This window comes from Enterobacter sp. MGH 24 (genome assembly GCF_000493015.1).
Taxonomy (GTDB): Bacteria; Pseudomonadota; Gammaproteobacteria; order Enterobacterales; family Enterobacteriaceae; genus Enterobacter.
Window position 1 is genome coordinate 427775 of sequence record NZ_KI535657.1, and the last position, 17958, is coordinate 445732.

The following is a 17958-nucleotide window of genomic DNA, read 5'->3' on the forward strand; positions in this document are numbered from 1 at the left end:
AAGCAATTATGCCTGGCCTTTGATCTCTTTCAGACCGTTGTATGGTGCTTTTTCGCCCAGCGCTTCTTCGATACGAATCAGCTGGTTGTATTTAGCAACACGGTCAGAACGGCTCATAGAACCGGTTTTGATCTGGCCTGCAGCGGTACCCACAGCCAGGTCGGCAATGGTAGCGTCTTCAGTTTCGCCAGAACGGTGAGAGATAACAGCGGTGTAGCCAGCGTCTTTCGCCATTTTGATCGCAGCCAGAGTTTCGGTCAGAGAACCGATCTGGTTGAATTTGATCAGGATGGAGTTAACGATGCCTTTCTCGATGCCTTCTTTCAGGATCTTGGTGTTGGTTACGAACAGGTCGTCACCAACCAGCTGGATTTTGTCGCCCAGTACTTTAGTCTGGTATGCGAAGCCAGCCCAGTCAGACTCGTCCAGACCGTCTTCGATAGACACGATTGGGTACTGTTTGGTCAGGTCTTCCAGGAAGTGAGTGAACTCTTCGGAGGTGAACGCTTTGTTGCCTTCGCCAGCCAGAACGTATTTACCGTCTTTGTAGAATTCAGATGCTGCACAGTCCATCGCCAGGGTGATGTCTTTGCCCAGCTCGTAGCCAGCCGCTTTTACTGCTTCTGCGATAACAGCCAGTGCTTCTGCGTTAGAACCCAGGTTTGGCGCATAGCCACCTTCGTCACCAACAGCCGTGTTCATACCTTTAGCTTTCAGAACTTTAGCCAGGTTGTGGAACACTTCAGAACCCATACGTACCGCTTCTTTCAGGGATTTCGCGCCAACTGGCTGAATCATGAATTCCTGAATATCAACGTTGTTGTCTGCGTGCTCACCACCGTTGATGATGTTCATCATTGGTACAGGCATGGAGTATTTGCCTGGGGTGCCGTTCAGTTCAGCGATGTGCTCGAACAGTGGCATACCTTTCGCAGCAGCAGCCGCTTTGGCGTTCGCCAGGGAAACAGCCAGGATTGCGTTCGCACCGAAGTTAGATTTGTTTTCAGTACCGTCCAGATCGATCATGATCTTGTCGATGCCAGCCTGGTCTTTGGCGTCTTTGCCAAGGATTGCCTGAGCAATCGGACCGTTTACAGCGCCAACCGCTTTCAGTACGCCTTTGCCCAGGAAGCGGGATTTGTCGCCATCGCGCAGTTCCAGCGCTTCGCGAGAACCAGTAGAAGCACCTGATGGAGCAGCAGCCATACCAACGAAACCACCTTCCAGGTGAACTTCGGCTTCAACGGTCGGGTTACCACGGGAGTCGATGATTTCACGACCGATGACTTTAACGATTTTGGACATTAGATTTTCCTCAGTACAAGTTAAACTAAAACTCCAGACAAACAACGCGTACCAAAGGTACGCGTTGCCGTTCTAACTTTTTTTACTTCGCCTGACGCTTCTGGTAGTCGCTGGCGGCCTTCACGAAGCCTGCAAACAGCGGATGCCCGTCACGTGGCGTTGAAGTAAATTCCGGGTGGAACTGGCAGGCGACAAACCAAGGATGGTTTGGCACTTCAATGATCTCGACTAACTGATCATCCCCGGAGCGGCCCGCAACACGCAGGCCCGCGGCTTCAATAGGTTTCAACAACATGTTGTTGACTTCATAGCGGTGACGATGGCGCTCGGTGATGACCGGCTCGCCGTACAGCTTGCGAACCACGCTATCGTCAGACAGCTGGCAGGCCTGTGCGCCAAGACGCATGGTGCCACCCAGATCGCTCTTCTCGGTACGGACTTCGACGTTACCTTCTTCGTCACGCCATTCAGTGATAAGCGCCACAACAGGGTACTTACAGTCTGGCACAAATTCCGTAGAGTTCGCGTTTTCCATTCCCGCTACGTTGCGCGCAAATTCGATCAGCGCAACCTGCATACCCAGACAGATGCCGAGGTATGGAATATTGTTTTCACGCGCATAGCGCGCGGTGGCGATCTTGCCTTCTACACCACGGTAGCCAAAGCCGCCAGGGATAAGGATAGCATCCAGATCTTTCAGGATTTCAACGCCACGCGTTTCAACATCCTGCGAATCAATCAGCTTGATGTTCACGGAGACACGGTTCTTCAGACCACCGTGTTTCAGCGCTTCGATCACTGACTTATAGGCATCCGGCAGTTCAATGTACTTGCCGACCATACCGATAGTCACTTCGCCTGCCGGGTTGGCTTCTTCATAAATAACCTGTTCCCATTCAGACAGGTTAGCTTCCGGACAGTTCAAGCTGAATCGTTTACAAATATAATCGTCCAGGCCCTGCGATTTCAACAGGCCCGGGATTTTATAAATGGAATCGACATCTTTCATTGAAATAACGGCTTTTTCAGGCACGTTACAGAACAATGCAATTTTCGCACGTTCGTTCGCCGGAACCGCACGATCGGAGCGGCAAACCAGGATATCTGGCTGAATACCAATGGAGAGCAGCTCTTTCACAGAGTGCTGAGTCGGCTTGGTTTTCACCTCACCTGCGGCGGCCATGTATGGCACCAGGGTCAGGTGCATGAACAGCGCGTGTTCACGGCCAATATCGACCGCCAGCTGACGAATCGCTTCCAGGAATGGCAAGGATTCGATATCACCCACGGTACCGCCGATTTCAACCAGCACCACGTCGTGACCTTCGCCACCCGCAACAATGCGTTCTTTGATTGCGTTAGTGATGTGCGGGATAACCTGAACGGTTGCACCCAGGTAGTCACCACGTCGCTCTTTACGCAGAACGTCGGAGTAGATGCGGCCAGTCGTGAAGTTGTTACGACGGGTCATTTTGGTGCGGATGAAACGCTCGTAGTGGCCAAGATCCAGATCGGTTTCAGCGCCGTCTTCAGTAACGAACACTTCCCCGTGTTGGATTGGGCTCATGGTGCCCGGATCGACGTTGATGTACGGATCCAGTTTCATCATGGTCACATTGAGGCCACGGGCTTCAAGAATGGCTGCGAGGGAGGCTGCGGCAATGCCTTTACCCAGAGAGGATACGACCCCGCCGGTCACAAAAATATAGTTCGTTGTCATGCTGAACCTGAGAAGTTAGGGTGAAACGATGGAATAACCAGGACGGGAAAGTAGTATACCCGAACACGGCGAGCGCCACAAACTTTCATTCTCCGTCTCCATTCCAGGCCATGACAAACATAAGGAGTGAGAAAATAGCCCCTTTTGGGTAAATGTTTTTGACGCAAATCAAGCGCTTGTCATTTAAAAAATCACACAAATTGCGCTTGATCGCAAAATCTCGTTAGAGATCAGATTCCTGGCGCTTTACTTCCTGCCAGACTTCTTCCATTGCCTCGAGGTCAATTCCGCTCATTTCCAGGCCTCGCGAGGCGACAATCCGCTCAACTTCGCGAAAGCGTCGTTCGAATTTTAGGTTGGCTTTTTGCAGGGCGGTTTCCGCTTTTACACCCAGATGGCGAGAAAGGTTGACGGTTGCGAACAGCAGGTCGCCCATCTCCTCCTCAAGCTTTGCTTCATCCACCACCGCCTGCTGCGCTTCGTGCATGACTTCGTCAATCTCTTCGTGCACTTTATCCAGCACAGGGCCGAGGGAGGTCCAGTCAAACCCCACGGCGGAGCAGCGTTTCTGGATTTTATGCGCGCGCATCAGCGCGGGCAGGCTCAGCGGAATATCATCCAGCGCAGAATGCTGGGATTTTTCCGCCCGCTCAGCGCTTTTGATCTGCTCCCAGCGAGCCAGCACCTCGGCGCTGTTCCCTGCGGTGGCATCGCCAAAGATATGGGGATGACGGCGCTCCAGCTTGTCGCTTATAGCAGCGCAGATATCGTCAAAGTTAAAGCGCCCTTCTTCCTGCGCCATTTGCGCGTAGAACACCACCTGGAACAGCAGATCGCCCAGCTCGCCGCGCAGGTCGTCAAAATCTTCGCGGGAAATGGCGTCCAGCACTTCATAGGTCTCTTCAAGGGTGTACGGGGCGATGGTGGCGAAAGTCTGCTCTTTGTCCCACGGACAGCCGTTTTCCGGGTCGCGCAGGCGTTTCATGATGCCGAGCAGGCGGTCGATTTGAGTCATAGTGTTTTCCATTAAAAAAACAAGCCGGGTGGCGGCGATGCCTTACCCGGCCTACAGAAGAGTGTGTTTAACCGCCGTGCAGACGACGCGCGTCAATCACATCCGGCACCTGGTTCAGCTTGCCGAGCACGCGGCCCAGCACCTGCAGGTTGTAGATTTCGATAGTCATATCGATGGTGGCAAGCTGCTCGCGGGTATCGCTGCGGCTGGCAACGCCCAGCACGTTGACCTTCTCATTGGCGAGAATGGTCGTGATGTCGCGCAGCAGGCCGCTGCGGTCGTTGGCGGTGACGCGCACCACCAGCGAGTAGCCAGCGGAATAGCTCTCACCCCAGACCGCTTCCACGATGCGCTCCGGCGCATGCGACTGCAGCTCGGCAAGCTGGTCGCAGTCGGAACGGTGGATCGAAATCCCGCGTCCCTGGGTGATAAAGCCGACGATATCGTCGCCTGGAATAGGCTGGCAGCAGCGGGCAATGTGATGCATCAGATTACCCACGCCCTCGACCACCACGCGGCCGTTGTCTTTGCTACGCTGCTGCGGGGCGTAGGTTTTCTGCTGCAGCTGCTTCAGCGCCGCCGCGTCCTGCTCTGCCGCGCTTGGCTTATTGAACTGCGCCTGCAGGAAGTTCACCATCTGATTCAGACGGATATCACCGCCACCAATGGCCGCTAACAGCTCGTCGAGCTCGTTGAAGTTGTAGCGCGGCAGCAGGAATTTCTCCGCCTCTTTCAGGCTTATCCCGATATGCTCCAGCTCGTCGTCAAGGATCTGGCGACCGGCAAGGATGTTCTTATCACGGTCCTGTTTACGGAACCAGGCGTGAATTTTCGAGCGCCCGCGGCTGGTGGTGACGTAACCCAGGTTAGGGTTAAGCCAGTCGCGGCTCGGGTTGGGCTGCTTCTGGGTAATGATTTCAATCTGGTCACCCATCTGCAGCTGATAGGTGAACGGTACGATACGTCCGCCGATTTTCGCCCCAATGCAGCGGTGTCCCACATCGCTGTGGATGTGGTAGGCAAAATCGAGCGGCGTGGAGCCCGCAGGCAGGTCGACAACGTCCCCTTTCGGGGTAAAGACATAGACGCGGTCATCAAAGACCTGGCTGCGCACTTCGTCGAGCATCTCGCCGGAGTCGGCCATCTCTTCCTGCCACGCAATCAGCTTGCGCAGCCAGGCAATGCGGTCTTCGTGGCCAGAACGCGCTCCGCCGGACGTGCCTTCTTTGTATTTCCAGTGCGCGGCCACGCCCAGCTCGGCGTCTTCGTGCATCTGTTTGGTGCGGATCTGAATCTCGACCGTTTTGCCGCCAGGGCCAAGCACCACGGTATGGATAGACTGATAGCCGTTCGGTTTGGGATTGGCGACATAGTCATCAAACTCATCGGGCAGATGACGGAAGTGAGTGTGTACTATCCCCAGCGCGGCGTAGCAGTCCTGCAGACGCTCCGCCACGATACGCACGGCGCGCACGTCAAACAGCTCGTCAAAGGCGAGGTGTTTCTTCTGCATTTTGCGCCAGATGCTGTAGATATGCTTAGGCCGGCCGTAGACTTCGGCGCGCACGTTCTCTTCTTTCATCGCCTGGCGCAGCCCGCCGACAAATTCCTCGATATAGTGCTCGCGGTCGATACGGCGCTCGTGCAGGAGTTTGGCAATACGTTTATATTCCGCCGGGTGCAGATAGCGGAAGCAGTAATCTTCCAGCTCCCATTTCAGCTGACCAATCCCTAAGCGGTTCGCCAGCGGCGCGTAGATATTTGTACACTCTTTGGCCGCCAGCACGCGCTCGTCTTCCGGCGCATCCTTCACCTCACGCAGGTGGGCAATACGCTCGGCAAGCTTGATGACTACGCAGCGAAAATCATCCACCATGGCCAGCAGCATCCGGCGAACGTTATCGACCTGTTCAGAGGAGACGGAATCGGTGTGCGCGGCCTTCAGCTGGCGAATGGCCGCCATATCGCGCACGCCGTGGATCAGCGCGACGACGGATTTCCCGACGCTGTCGCGCAGCACGTCTTCGCTGACCACGTCCGCATCCGCGAGGGGAAACAGAAGTGCGGCCTGCAGCGTTTCAATATCCATGTTCAGCATGGATAAGATTTCAACCATCTCCACGCCGCGCCACAGGAGAAGATCGGCGTCGGGATGCCCCTGCGTGGTGCGCAGACAATAGGCCCAGGTTTCGGTTAAGCGTTCACACGACTGCTGGCTGGAAATTCCCAGACTTGCGATCCATTTTTGTGGGTCAAATTCCCCAGCTTTATTGAGATGTGCACTTCTTACCGCAACCATTGTCCTCTCCTTTAGGGACCAGGGCCTGTCGAAGTCGACAAGCCAAACAAATTAGATGTGCTCGAACAACACCATCGATTCCAGATGACCAGTGTGCGGGAACATGTCCAGCATTGCCAGACGCTGAATCTGGTAACCCGCGCTGATTAATGCCTCACTGTCCCGGGCAAGCGTTGCCGGGTTACAGGAAACATAGACCACACGCTTCGGCGCGAGTTTAATAATATGTGCCATCACGCCCGGGGCACCGGCACGCGCCGGGTCGAGCAAAATTTTATCAAAGCCCTGTTTTGCCCACGGCTGTTGGGTGACATCTTCCTCAAGATTTTGATGAAAGAATGTCACATTTTGCAAGCCGTTCTGCTGAGCATTCTCCTGCCCTTTCGCCACCAGCGCCTCAACGCCTTCCACGCCGACGACGCTGGCCGCTTTTCGCGCCAGCGGCAGCGTGAAGTTGCCCATTCCGCAGAACAGATCGAGCACCCGATCGCTTTTCTGAACGTCCAGCCACGCCAGCGCTTTCTCAACCATCTGCTGGTTTACGCCATCATTCACCTGAATGAAATCCCGCGGGCTGAACGTTAAGCGTAGCCCGTTTGACGCATACCAGGGCGCCTCACCGGTAACCTGCTCAAGTATCTCGCTTTGTGGTGCAAGAAAAAGCGCCAGGTCGTGGGAATGCGAAAAGCGTTCCAGTTTTTCGCGATCTTTTTTCGACAACGGCGCGGTATGGCGCAGGACCATCAGCGGTCCATTGTTTGCCATGACCAGTTCGACATGCCCGAGATAGCGAACGCCGTCCAGCCCGGAGAGACAGGTGCGCACTTCCGGAAGCAATGCCTCAAGATGGGGCACCAAAATGGGGCACTGCTGCACATCGACAATGTCGCTGGAACCGGCCTTGCGAAACCCCATCTCCAGCTGCGCCGTTTTTGGCTGATAGCTGAGGCTCAGCCGGGCGCGCCGGCGGTAGCCCCAGGGCTCATCGGCGAGAATTTCGTTAACGTCGTGCTTAAGCTGACGCGCCAGCGCGCGGCTTTTGCTTTTTTGCTGTAATTCTGTGCTCGCGTGCTGTTGCTGGCAGCCCCCGCAAACGCCAAAATGTGGGCAGCGGTGCTTCACGCGCTCCGGGCTATCATTGAGGCGGCGCTTAACCTGTCCGCGCGCGAACTGGCGTTTATCTTCCGTCAGCGTAATTTCTGCTCGTTCTGTTGGCAGTAAACCTGTTATAAACAGAGTCTTACCATTGTGACGTGCCACTCCCTGACCAAACGGATCGAGGTCCGTGGCTTCAACGGTTATGATTTCACGCGTCGTCACGCGTCGCTTTGCAGAGTAGAATTGCGCCATCGCCGAGATTTTTCTCACATAAACATAATTATCTTAATTGTCCCATAACGGAACGCCATGACCAACTACAGCCTGCGCGCGCGCATGATGATTTTGATCCTCGCCCCCACCGTTCTCATCGGTTTGCTGCTGAGTATCTTCTTTGTGGTGCACCGCTATAACGATTTGCAGCGGCAGCTGGAGGATGCAGGTGCCAGCATTATCGAACCGCTTGCCGTTTCCAGCGAGTACGGCATGAACCTGCAAAACCGCGAATCCATTGGTCAGTTAATCAGCGTACTCCACCGCCGCCACTCGGACATCGTACGCGCCATTTCCGTTTACGACGAACATAACCGCCTGTTTGTGACCTCGAATTTTCATCTCGATCCGGCGGCACTGAAGATCCCGGACGGTACGCCGTTCCCGCGCCACCTCACCGTATTGCGGCGCGGCGATATCATGATCCTGCGCACGCCGATCGTATCGGAAAGCTATTCACCCGATGAGTCTGCGCAATCCGACGCCAAATCCAGCAACAATATGCTGGGATACGTGGCGCTGGAGCTGGATCTCAAGTCGGTCCGGCTACAGCAGTATAAAGAAATCTTCATCTCTGGCGTGATGATGCTGTTCTGCATCGGCATTGCGCTGATCTTCGGCTGGCGCCTGATGCGCGACGTGACGGGCCCCATCCGCAACATGGTTAACACGGTTGACCGCATCCGCCGGGGACAGCTCGACAGCCGGGTGGAAGGGTTTATGCTGGGCGAGCTGGATATGCTGAAGAACGGCATCAACTCGATGGCCATGTCGCTGGCGGCGTATCACGAAGAGATGCAGCACAACGTTGACCAGGCGACGTCCGACCTGCGCGAAACGCTGGAGCAGATGGAGATTCAGAACGTTGAGCTGGATCTGGCGAAAAAGCGCGCTCAGGAAGCGGCACGTATTAAGTCGGAATTCCTGGCCAATATGTCGCACGAGCTGCGTACGCCGCTCAACGGCGTGATCGGCTTCACCCGCCTGACCCTGAAAAGCGAACTCAACCCGACTCAGCGCGATCACCTGCACACCATTGAACGCTCGGCCAACAACCTGCTGGCGATCATTAACGACGTGCTGGACTTCTCCAAGCTGGAAGCGGGCAAGCTGATCCTGGAGAGTATTCCCTTCCCGCTGCGCAGTACGCTCGATGAAGTGGTGACGCTGCTCGCGCACTCGTCGCACGACAAAGGCCTTGAGCTGACGCTCAACATTAAAAACGACGTGCCGGATAACGTTATTGGCGATCCGCTGCGCCTGCAGCAGGTCATTACCAACCTTGTCGGGAATGCCATTAAGTTCACCGAAAGCGGTAATATCGACATCCTGGTAGAGAAACGCTCGATCAGCAGCAATAAGGTTCAGATTGAAGTCCAGATCCGCGATACCGGTATCGGTATTCCGGAGCGCGACCAGTCGCGTCTGTTCCAGGCGTTCCGTCAGGCGGACGCCAGTATCTCCCGCCGTCATGGCGGTACCGGTCTGGGGCTGGTGATCACCCAGCGCCTGGTGAACGAGATGGGCGGCGATATCTCATTCCACAGCCAGCCAAACCGCGGTTCAACCTTCTGGTTCCACATTAATCTGGACCTCAATCCGAATGTCCTGACCGATGGCCCGGTGACGGACTGCCTGAAAGGCAAGCGTCTGGCCTACGTCGAACCTAACGCGGCGGCCGCGCAGTGCGCGCTCGATATTTTAAGCACCACGCCGCTGGAGGTGGTCTATAGCCCAACCTTCTCGGCGCTTGCCGTTGAGCACTACGACATTCTGCTGATGGGGATCCCGGTCACCTTCACCGGCGAACTGACCATGCAGCAGGAGCGGCTGGCGAAAGCCGCGTCGATGACCGACTACCTGCTGCTGGCGCTGCCCTGCCATGCCCAGCTCAATGCAGAAGAGTTGAAAAATGACGGGGCAGCCGCGTGTCTGCTGAAACCGCTTACCGCGACCCGCCTGCTGCCCGCGCTCACGGAGTATTGCCGTCTTAGCCAGCATGCCCTCCCGCTGGTTGACGATGAGCAAAAATTGCCGATGAGCGTCATGGCAGTGGATGATAATCCGGCCAACCTGAAGCTCATTGGCGCATTGCTTGAAGACCAGGTTCAGCACGTTGAGCTGTGCACCAGCGGCGCGCAGGCGGTTGAACAGGCTAAGCAGATGCAGTTCGATTTAATCCTGATGGATATTCAGATGCCGGGCATGGATGGCATTCGGGCCTGCGAGCTGATCCACCAGCTGCCGCATCAGCAGCAAACGCCGGTCATTGCGGTCACCGCGCACGCGATGGCCGGTCAGAAAGAGAAGCTGCTGAGCGCCGGAATGAATGATTATCTGGCAAAGCCCATCGATGAAGAGAAACTTCATAACCTGCTGTTACGCTATAAGCCGGGTCATATTGGCGGGACGTACACGGTTTCCAGCGAGCCAGTTGAAATCAGCGTCAACCAGAACGCGACCTTTGACTGGCAGCTTGCCCTGCGCCAGGCGGCAGGTAAACCCGATTTGGCCCGCGAAATGCTGCAGATGCTGGTCGCGTTTCTGCCGGAAATTCGCAATAAGGTGGAAGAGCAACTGGTGGGTGAAAACCCGGAAGATCTGCTGGAAGCAATCCACAAGCTGCACGGCAGCTGCGGGTACAGCGGCGTGCCGCGGCTAAAAAATCTTTGCCAGCTGCTGGAGCAGCAACTGCGTGCCGGTACGCCGGAATCAGAGCTTGAACCGGAGTTCCTGGAGCTGCTGGATGAAATGGATAACGTGACGCGGGAAGCGATGAAGGTGCTGGGGAACTGAGGTAAAAGCCCGGTGGCGCTACGCTTACCGGGCCTACAGGTGCTCTGACGTAGGCCGGGTAAGGCGAAGCCGCCACCCGGCAATCACAGCTAAAATGCCTGCCCCACCTTCAGCACCGCCGCGATATTCCTTGCGGCCATCCTGACGTTCTCGCTGGCATTTTCCAGCGCGTCTTCCAGTGAGCAGATGGTGTAGATCACGCTAAACACCGCATCAATGCCGTGATCGTGTACCACGCCAACGTCCGCCGTCAGGCTTCCTGCAATGCCGATAACGGGTTTGTTAAAGCGTTTCGCCACCTTCGCCACCCCCACCGGGACTTTGCCGTGGATCGTCTGGCTGTCGATGCGGCCCTCTCCCGTGATCACCAGATCCGCATCGGCCACCTGGTCAGCCAGGTGTAGCGCATCGGTCACGATCTCAATGCCCTGGCGCAGCTGCGCGCCGCAAAAGGCGTACAGGGCGGCCCCCATGCCACCCGCCGCGCCGCCGCCAGCAAGGTTTAGCACATCGATATCCAGATCCCGGGCAATGACTCTCGCATACTGTGCCAGCGCGTTGTCCAGGGTAACGATCATCTCGGGAGTGGCCCCCTTTTGCGGGCCAAATACGGCTGACGCGCCATCCTTTCCGGTGAGCGGATTCGTCACATCACAGGCGACCTCTATCCGGCACTCCGCCAGACGTCTGTCCAGCCCGCTCAGGTCGATACGCGCGAGTTTTCCCAGCTCGCCCCCGCCCTGCCCAAGAGGCTGTTCGCTGTCGTCCAGCAGCTTCGCCCCCAGCGCCTGCACCATGCCTGCGCCGCCGTCATTGGTGGCGCTGCCGCCAATGCCAATAATGATATGCTTAACGCCGGCATCCAGCGCGTGACGAATCAGTTCGCCCGTACCCCAGGAGGTGGTTTTCAGGGGATTACGCTGCGAAGGGACGACCAGCTCCAGGCCGCTTGCCGCCGCCATTTCAATAAAGGCACTCTGCTCGTCACCGGATAAGCCATAAAACCCTTCCACGCACTCACCCAGCGGGCCGGTCACCGGAACATGCACAATGCGTCCCTGCGTTGCCGCGATCATCGCCTCAACCGTCCCTTCGCCACCGTCCGCGACCGGCAGTTTGACGTAAACCGCCTCGGGGAAGATCTCGCGAAAACCACGTTCTATCGCTGTCGCAACCTCAAGCGCACTCAAACTTTCCTTATACGAGTCCGGTGCGATAACAATTTTCATAAGCCATCCTTACGCATAGTCGTTACGTTAAGCATACACCACGTAAAAGACCGCTCATGGGAGCGGTCCCAATGCGTTTATCGTACCATGCACGGGCGTTTATTGTCGAATGTCCAGTCCGGGATCAGATACTGCATCGCCATCGCGTCGTCGCGCGCGCCCAGACCGTGTTTTTGATACAGCTCGTGAGCCTTCATGACCTGGTCCATATCCAGCTCAACCCCCAGTCCCGGCGTTGAAGGCACCTGCACCATGCCACCTTTGATCTCAAACGGCTGCTTAGTCAGACGCTGGTTACCTTCCTGCCAGATCCAGTGCGTGTCGATAGCGGTAATCGTGCCCGGCGCGGCGGCGGCAACGTGCGTGAACATCGCCAGCGACACGTCGAAGTGGTTGTTAGAGTGCGAGCCCCAGGTCAGGCCAAACTCGTGGCACATTTGCGCCACGCGCACCGACCCCTGCATCGTCCAGAAGTGCGGGTCAGCCAGCGGAATATCGACAGACTGCAATGACAGGGTGTGTCCCATCTGACGCCAGTCGGTGGCAATCATATTGGTCGCGGTCGGCAGCCCCGTCGCGCGGCGAAATTCCGCCATGACTTCACGGCCCGAGAAGCCTTGCTCAGCCCCACACGGATCCTCCGCATATGCCAGCACGCCTTTCAGCTGTTTCCCGATCGCAATGGCCTCATTAAGCGACCATGCGCCGTTAGGATCCAGCGTCACGCGCGCCTGCGGGAAACGTTTTGCCAGCGCGGTGACGGCTTCCGCCTCTTCCTCACCGGCCAGCACGCCGCCCTTCAGTTTGAAATCATTGAAGCCATATTTTTCATAAGCGGCTTCCGCCAGGCGCACCACCGCATCCGGGGTCATCGCCTCGTCATGGCGGAGTCGGTACCAGTCGCATTGTTCATCCGGCTGGCTCTGATAAGGCAGTGGCGTCAGCCTGCGGTCGCCAACAAAGAACAGATAGCCCAGCATTTCCACTTCGCTGCGCTGCTGGCCCTCGCCCAGCAGCGACGCAACGTTGACGCCCAGATGCTGACCCAGCAGATCCAGCATGGCGGATTCAATCCCGGTCACCACGTGGATGGTGGTGCGCAGATCGAAGGTCTGCAGGCCACGCCCTCCGGCATCGCGATCGGCAAAGGTGTTGCGCACGGTGTTGAGGACGTTTTTGTACTCACCCAGCGTTTTGCCCACCACCAGCGGAATGGCATCTTCCAGCGTTTGGCGGATCTTCTCCCCGCCCGGAATTTCGCCCACGCCGGTATGGCCGGAATTGTCTTTGATGATGACAATGTTGCGGGTAAAGAATGGCGCATGCGCGCCGCTCAGGTTCATCAACATGCTGTCATGGCCCGCAACCGGAACGATCTGCATGGCGGTGACTACAGGGGTAGAAAAAGTACTCATCGTTCAATCCTTTTATCAGTGACGTCCGAAAACAGGGCGCTTACGGTCAAATGTCCAGCCGGGGATCAGATACTGCATCGGGCCCGCGTCGTTACGCGCGCCGCCCGGTAGCTTTTTATACGCCTCATGGGCTTTATGGATCTGATCCCAGTCAATCTCCACGCCCAGGCCCGGCGCATCCGGTACGGCAATCTTGCCGTTGATGATTTCCAGCGGATTTTTCGTCAGGCGGGCTTCCCCTTCCTGCCAAATCCAGTGGGTGTCGATGGCGGTCGGGTTACCCGGTGCCGCCGCGCCAACGTGGGTAAACATCGCCAGCGAAATATCAAAGTGATTGTTCGAGTGGCAGCCCCAGGTCAGCCCCCAGTCGTCGCACAGCTGCGCCACGCGCACTGCGCCTGAAAGCGTCCAGAAGTGCGGATCCGCCAGCGGAATGTCGACGGCGTTCAGCATCACCGCGTGCCCCATTTCACGCCAGTTGGTGGCGATCATATTGGTCGCCACCGGCAGGCCGGTGGCACGACGGAATTCGGCCATCACTTCGCGGCCCGAGAAGCCCTGCTCCGCGCCGCAGGGGTCTTCCGCGTAGGTCAGGACATCTCCCAGCCCTTTGCACAGGCTAATCGCTTCATCCAGCAGCCACGCGCCGTTGGGATCGACGGTGATCCGCGCATCCGGGAAGCGTTTTTTCAGCGCCCGGACCGTTTCAATCTCCTGCTCGCCGGGCAGCACGCCGCCCTTTAGCTTGAAATCCTTAAAGCCGTAGCGATCCTGCGCCGCCTCGGCCAGCCGTACCACCGCGTCGCTGGAGAGCGCTTCCTGGTGGCGCAGCTGATACCAGTCGTGATCGCCCGCGGATCGAGCCAGATAAGGGAGATCGGTCTTATTGCGATCGCCAACGTAGAACAGATAGCCCAGCACGGTAACCGCATCGCGCTGTTTGCCGGGCCCCAGCAGCTCGCAAACCGGAACATTGAGCGCCTTACCCAGTAAGTCGAGCAGAGCGGCCTCCAGGGCGGCGACCGCATTGACGCGCAGTTCAAACGTCCAGGCACCTTTACCGAACGTATCAAAGTCCGCCGACTGATTGCCCTTATGCACCCGCTGAACAACCTTGTTCAGACGGGCGACCTCCTGGCCAACGACCTGCGGAATGGCATCGACCAGCGTCTGGTAAATCACCTCTCCGCCAGGGGCCTCGCCCACGCCGGTATTCCCTGCGCTGTCTTTCAGCACGACGATATTACGGGTAAACCAGGCGTTATGCGCGCCGCCAATATTGAGCAGCATGCTGTCCTGCCCGGCCACCGGGATGACCTTCATCTCCGTGACGGTTGGACTCGATTGCGTTGTCATCATCCACGCTCCGCTACAGGTTTAAGTTCGACGCGTTTGATATCTCCTACCAGCACCAGGTAACTCAGCACCGCCACCAGCGCATGCACCCCCACGTAGATCAGCGCCCCGTTGAAAGATCCAGTCGTGCCGACGATGTAGCCGATAGCGATTGGCGTCACAATCCCGGAGATGTTGCCGAACATGTTGAAGAGACCGCCGCTCAGGCCGCTGATCTCCTTCGGTGCCGTGTCCGCCATCACCGCCCAACCCAGCGCGCCAATGCCTTTGCCGAAGAAGGCCATCGCCATAAAGCCGATAATCATCCATTCGGCGCTGACGTAGTTACAGAACACCATAGTCATAGAGAGCAGCATGCCGAGCACAATCGGCGTTTTACGCGCGATATTCAGGGACCCCGTGCGGCGCATCAGCCAGTCGGAAATCACCCCGCCGAGTACGCCGCCGACAAAACCGCAGATTGCCGGAACCGACGCGACAAATCCCGCTTTCAGAATCGACATGCCGCGTGCCTGCACCAGGTATACCGGAAACCAGGTGATGAAAAAGTAGGTTAAGGCGTTAATACAGTACTGACCCAGATAGATGCCGATCATCATGCGCGAGCCGACGAGCTGCTTGATCTGCGCCCATTTCTGGCTAAACGGGACTTTTGCTTTTGCGGATTTCTGATCCATATTGATCAGCGCTCCGCCTTCCGCGATGTACTCCAGCTCTTTTTTGTTCACGCCAGGATGCTGGTTGGGTTCGTGGATCACTTTCAGCCAGACGAAGCTGATGACGATCCCAAGCCCGCCCATGAAGAAGAAGACGTGTGACCAGCCCACCTCATGCGTCAACCAGCCCATGATTGGCGCGAAGATCACCGTTGCGAAGTACTGTGCGGAGTTGAAGATCGCTACCGCCGTTCCCCTCTCCTGCGCCGGAAACCAGGCAGCGACAATGCGGCTGTTCCCCGGGAAGGAAGGCGCTTCCGCTAAGCCCACCAGGAAGCGCAGCGTGAAGAGCGCCACGATAATGCCGAAGCCGCTGAAGATATCGACGAAACCCTGCAGCAGGGTAAACATCGACCAGATAAAGATGGACCAGAAATAGACGCGTTTAGATCCAAAACGGTCCAGCAGCCAGCCGCCAGGAATTTGCCCGATGACGTAGGCCCATGAGAATGCGGAGAAAACGTAACCCATGCCCACGGGATCAAGGCCGATATCTTTTGCCATTTCCGAACCGGCAATCGACAGCGTGGCGCGGTCACCATAGTTAAAGGACGTGACGATAAACAGCATCACCACTATCCAGTAGCGGGCATTGGTGCGCTTTTCAGCGCCGCTCGCTGCGTGGCTTAATGTACTCATTGTTGCACTCCTGAAACATAGCTTTCGCCTGGTTCATTCTGTACAGCACCGGTAGGGTAATCAGAATGAGATTTGTGTTTTGTCGTTTTGGTACGGCCTGACGCCGTTTTATAGTGACCGGGAAAGTATATGAAGGAGTGACACGTTCTCTCACCGTGCAGAAACACAGTATTGAAGAGTGTATTAGAGGTTGTTTATGGCATAAGCCCAGGGGAGTGGAAGGTGGTTCACGGAATTGAGGATTTGCTGCGGCTTCGTTGCCGGGTGGCGGCTAAGCCTTACCCGGCCTCCATAACTATTTAAGGAGAGTTGCCCAGTTCTCCACCCACGGGTTTGATTCGCTTTCTGGCTCCGGGTGCTCCCCGGCATCAATCAGCAGCATCTCGCCGACGCGCTGGGCGCTCTGTTCCTGCAGGAGTGCATCGAACTGCTTGCCGCCGCCGCAGAAGTTAGCGTAGGAGCTGTCGCCCAGGGCAATGATGCCGTAGTGTACGTCCGGCTGATAGCCAAGCTGGTCTTTAATGCCCTGGAACAGCGGCACGATGCTGTCGGGCAGATCGCCCTGCCCGGTCGTGGAGGTCACCACCAGAATGTATTTATCTTTATACTTTTCCCAGTCTGCCAGTTCCGGGTCTTCATAGACCGTGGCTTTGTGGCCCTGGCTGGCGAGTATTGCCTCAGCCTCTTCCGCAACCAGCAGCGAGTTGCCGTACATTGTTCCGACAAAAATGCCTACTTCAGCCATGATATTTTCCCATAATGAATGCGTTTACCGTTCATCCTGAACGTTGCCCGATACAAACTCAACCCTTTCATTTTCGGGGAGTTGTCCCAGCCAGCCAAACTGTGACAGTGCCTGCATCCAGACGTCGTCCAGCCCCGCACGGATAGTCAGCGGTTCGCCGGTAAATGGGTGCGTCAGGCTCAGCTCGCTGGCGTGCAGCATCAGACGATGGCAGCCAAAGTGTTCGGCCGCGCTGCGGTTCTGGCGCAAATCACCGTGTTTGCTGTCGCCAATAATCGGGTGGCGCAGGTGCGCAAGATGGCGCCGCAGCTGGTGCTTACGCCCGGTTTTAGGCAGAAGCTCAACCAGGCTGTATCGTGTGGTCGGAAATTTGCTGGTTGCCACCGGCATCTCGGTCGTCGCCATGCCGCGATAATCCGTTACTGCGGGCTGCGGACCTTTGTCATCGCGGGCAAATTTATCGGCGATTTTGTCCAACTCTTCCACCAGCGGGTAGTCCAGCGTGGCGGACTCGGTCAGCCAGCCCCGGACGATCGCATGGTAGCGTTTCTGGATCTGGTGCTGTTCGAACTGCTGTGACAGCAGACGTCCCGCCTCGCTGGAAAGCCCCATCAGCAGCACGCCGGAGGTCGGTCTGTCGAGACGATGGGCGGTAAAAACATGCTGACCAATCTGGTCACGCACCGTTTGCATCACCACCACTTTCTCGTCGCGATCGAGCCAGCTGCGGTGCACCAGCCAGCCTGACGGTTTGTTCACCGCCACCAGCCATTCGTCCTGATAGACGATCTCAAGCGTCATGCATCTTCACCGGCAAACAGGGCATCCAGTTTTTCCAGTTCGACCAGCACCACGTCGCGCGCAGGGTGCGTCGCCTCAAGCGCCATTTCATAGTAGGGGGAGACAGCAAACGCCTGCGGCAGCGGATGACCGCCCTCAAGCAGGGCATGCATGCGCGGAATTAACACCCACTGCAGCCACTCAAACGGGGCCAGCGTATCCAGGCAGAAGGGCTGGGTGCTCGCGAACGCTTCTGGCTGCGGCGCGGTCTCCTGCCACAGCTGATGTTGGCGCAAAAGGGCTTCGATGGCGTGCAACTGAGCACGAACGCTATCGTGTTGCGTCATAGTAACCTCAACTGAAAAAGTGAACGGCGCGCAGCATAGCATTGCGGAGGGCAGAAATAAAAAAAGGGAGCACTGTAAAAACAGTGCTCCCGGTTCGTTCCGCAGCATTCCAGCTACAATTCGTGCTCCCTGCTCATCCGTGACAACTTTTCCTGAAGCCCGAAGGCCTGGTCATCCGTAAACCGTTGCATCCTGCACACATCTTCATGACGTGTTTGTTTCATC

The 17958-nt window shown here is 56.9% G+C and carries 13 protein-coding genes; 1 reads left to right on the top strand and 12 read right to left on the bottom strand.

The genetic code is table 11. The features are described 5' to 3' along the window. Window positions 1-6: 6 nt before the first annotated feature. The 5 genes from eno to rlmD form a co-directional block, all read right to left on the bottom strand. Window positions 7-1305: a phosphopyruvate hydratase gene (gene eno, locus L370_RS19680; protein ID WP_023309012.1), complete on the bottom strand. Its 1299-nt coding sequence runs from the start codon at window positions 1303-1305 to the stop codon at window positions 7-9. Window positions 1306-1387: 82 nt separating this feature from the next. After that, window positions 1388-3025, bottom strand: a complete 1638-nt coding sequence (pyrG, locus tag L370_RS19675; protein WP_023309013.1) for a glutamine hydrolyzing CTP synthase — start codon at window positions 3023-3025, stop codon at window positions 1388-1390. A 223-nt stretch (window positions 3026-3248) separates the two neighbouring features. Continuing rightward, a complete protein-coding gene (mazG, locus tag L370_RS19670) occupies window positions 3249-4040 on the bottom strand; it encodes a nucleoside triphosphate pyrophosphohydrolase (protein ID WP_023333241.1) in 792 nt (263 codons plus the stop codon). Window positions 4041-4107: 67 nt separating this feature from the next. Continuing rightward, complete coding sequence (relA, locus tag L370_RS19665) at window positions 4108-6339, bottom strand: GTP diphosphokinase (RefSeq protein WP_023309015.1); 2232 nt, start codon at window positions 6337-6339, stop codon at window positions 4108-4110. A 51-nt stretch (window positions 6340-6390) separates the two neighbouring features. Further along, on the bottom strand, window positions 6391-7689 hold the full coding sequence (gene rlmD / locus L370_RS19660) for a 23S rRNA (uracil(1939)-C(5))-methyltransferase RlmD (RefSeq protein ID WP_023333242.1): 1299 nt from the start codon (window positions 7687-7689) through the stop codon (window positions 6391-6393). A gap of 57 nt (window positions 7690-7746) precedes the next feature. Between rlmD and barA the strand changes: the two genes are divergently transcribed. Then, window positions 7747-10506: a two-component sensor histidine kinase BarA gene (barA, locus tag L370_RS19655; protein WP_023333243.1), complete on the top strand. Its 2760-nt coding sequence runs from the start codon at window positions 7747-7749 to the stop codon at window positions 10504-10506. Window positions 10507-10595: 89 nt separating this feature from the next. Here the strand turns inward: barA and L370_RS19650 are convergent, their stop codons facing one another. The 7 genes from L370_RS19650 to L370_RS19620 all read right to left on the bottom strand — a co-directional run bounded on the left by L370_RS19650 (window position 10596) and on the right by L370_RS19620 (window position 17733). Then, window positions 10596-11735, bottom strand: coding sequence for a glycerate kinase (locus L370_RS19650; protein WP_023333244.1), 1140 nt, complete (start codon window positions 11733-11735; stop codon window positions 10596-10598). A 77-nt stretch (window positions 11736-11812) separates the two neighbouring features. Then, on the bottom strand, window positions 11813-13150 hold the full coding sequence (gene gudD / locus L370_RS19645; RefSeq protein ID WP_023333245.1) for a glucarate dehydratase: 1338 nt from the start codon (window positions 13148-13150) through the stop codon (window positions 11813-11815). Window positions 13151-13165: 15 nt separating this feature from the next. Beyond that, on the bottom strand, window positions 13166-14506 hold the full coding sequence (locus L370_RS19640) for an enolase C-terminal domain-like protein (RefSeq protein WP_023333246.1): 1341 nt from the start codon (window positions 14504-14506) through the stop codon (window positions 13166-13168). Beyond that, entirely contained in the window at window positions 14506-15861 is a 1356-nt protein-coding gene (gene gudP / locus L370_RS19635) for a galactarate/glucarate/glycerate transporter GudP (protein ID WP_023333247.1), read from the bottom strand. Before gudP ends, L370_RS19640 begins: the two co-directional genes overlap by 1 nt. Before the next feature lie 295 nt (window positions 15862-16156). Next, entirely contained in the window at window positions 16157-16606 is a 450-nt protein-coding gene (locus L370_RS19630) for a flavodoxin (protein ID WP_023333248.1), read from the bottom strand. A gap of 24 nt (window positions 16607-16630) precedes the next feature. After that, the gene (gene truC, locus L370_RS19625; protein ID WP_023333249.1) at window positions 16631-17407 is read right to left on the bottom strand and encodes a tRNA pseudouridine(65) synthase TruC; all 777 of its coding nucleotides are present in this window, start codon (window positions 17405-17407) and stop codon (window positions 16631-16633) included. Next, window positions 17404-17733 (bottom strand): YqcC family protein, encoded by a 330-nt coding sequence (locus L370_RS19620; RefSeq protein WP_023333250.1) that lies wholly within the window; start codon window positions 17731-17733, stop codon window positions 17404-17406. The genes truC and L370_RS19620 overlap by 4 nt, the downstream gene beginning before the upstream one ends. Window positions 17734-17958: the final 225 nt, after the last annotated feature.